This is a genomic window from Parablautia muri, from assembly GCF_009917485.1.
Taxonomy (GTDB): Bacteria; Bacillota; Clostridia; order Lachnospirales; family Lachnospiraceae; genus Suilimivivens; species Suilimivivens muri.
Window position 1 is genome coordinate 1 of the sequence record NZ_QZDT01000153.1, and the last position, 1,677, is coordinate 1,677.

Sequence of the window (1,677 nt, forward strand, 5' to 3'; positions counted from 1 at the left end):
CCAATGTCATTTAGATAAGGACAACATTGCAGTTAGGATTCTTTTTACAGCGAGTAAACATTTTGTTTATTCGCTGTTTTTCTATATTTAAAAGCATTCAACGTAATAAATTTGTACGACAAACAGACAGATGCTTTCATCTGTCTTAAAAATAGTATATACTAATATTTGATTAGGCTGCTCTATATAGAAAGCTTATCGCGGACTGGGGTTTGACTTTGCGAGGGTCTGTTCTCCCAGAACGTACAGGAAGAAGCTCATGTCCGATTAGATACTCTACATCGGGTGGAGCTTTTTCTTCTTTTATTGATAGAAAATGACAGCAAATTCGCATCGCACGGGTATAATTCAGCTGATATATATATTTGCAGCCAACTTTCTGCTTGACAACCACATTAGTCGCTATAATCTCACAGAAATTATACAGAGTCATTCTTGACTTTCCTGCACAATATATTCTGGTTTCTTTGCATGAAACCGTGTTAATCCTAATGCATATTTTAACTCGCGAAAAGAGGTTTCTATTCCCCAGCGTTTCGCATATAACTGTTTGATTTCACCAGAACTAAATTTTTCTTGTGGCAGATTTGTAATAATACATTCATAAGAGTCTTGCGAGATTGGAAAACGCACTACTCTCATTTTTATCTCGTAAAACTTATTAAAATGCAGGTCAAGATAATCAAAAGGTGTTTTTTTCATAATAATTCTGTATTTTTGGGGATTTGCTTTTACTTCATTTGTCTGCTTTTTTGTGAGTGTAAGATTAACCCATTCGTCAAATTCATCACTCTCTGGCAGCATTGTTAGTTTCGAAGCTATTCCATTACTTGTTACATCTTTGACGCGTATTAAGTAATACATTCCTTTATGTTCCGCATGAGCAAATATATTGTAGTTCTCATAGCCCCTGTCTGCGATAAAAACAGCAGGCTGGCCACGGTATCTGTCAATCAATTCACACATAGCACTATTTTCATTTTTCAATCGGGCAGGTTGGATAATTGCATCTGTGTATCTTCTGCTGCATAAATCATAAAAAGCGTTTAAATGCAGCTGGTTGAAGCCTTTGCTGTCAGGAAGCGGTTGAAAATAGGTTGTTTCATCTTTAGGATTGCAGGCAATGCATAAATCCGAACCATCACAGGCAATTAATCTAAGTCCTTTATATGTAGCATTATCATTAAAAGATTTAGTGAATTCTTGAAATAAGAACTCAAATGCTTCTGGCAATATCTGTGCCCTGCGCTGGTTAAATGCTGAATCCGATGGCGTGGAACTGTCAAAATCAAAATATTCCAACAATTCATCTCTTAATGCTTTCCCCTCCATTGTAAGCATAAACTTCATTATCTCTTCAAATGACCATTTCTTTTTACGTGAAAAATCCGTTTCTGGATTCTTTGTAAACAACCAACGGTAAGAATCCATCTCTGTAATAATGGATAATAGTTTTTGCTTTACCTCTGTAGAATAATTCATTGTGTAATCCTCCTTGCAACCGAGATGTTTTCTTGATTACAAGGGCCGCTCTGACTATCTTTCTTTTTAGATAGTCAGAGCGGCCACACATTTGGTTTATCCTGTCAAGTGATTTATGAAATTATACAAAAAAAGAACAGGGTACATATTTCTACATACACTGTTCTTTGCATCGTCCTTATCTAAATGACATTG

1 protein-coding gene is annotated in these 1,677 nt (G+C 35.8%); it reads right to left on the reverse strand.

Going from position 1 to position 1,677, the window contains the following annotated elements; translation table 11 throughout:
- Positions 1–429 precede the first annotated feature (429 nt).
- Positions 430–1,482 (reverse strand): IS4 family transposase, encoded by a 1,053-nt coding sequence (locus tag D5281_RS24850; RefSeq protein ID WP_277935628.1) that lies wholly within the window; start codon positions 1,480–1,482, stop codon positions 430–432.
- Positions 1,483–1,677: the final 195 nt, after the last annotated feature.

Coding starts and splice junctions, on each gene's coding strand:
- D5281_RS24850 (WP_277935628.1), bottom strand. CDS start 1,482: ATGAATTATTCTACAGAGGTAAAGCAAAAACTATTATCCATTATTACA.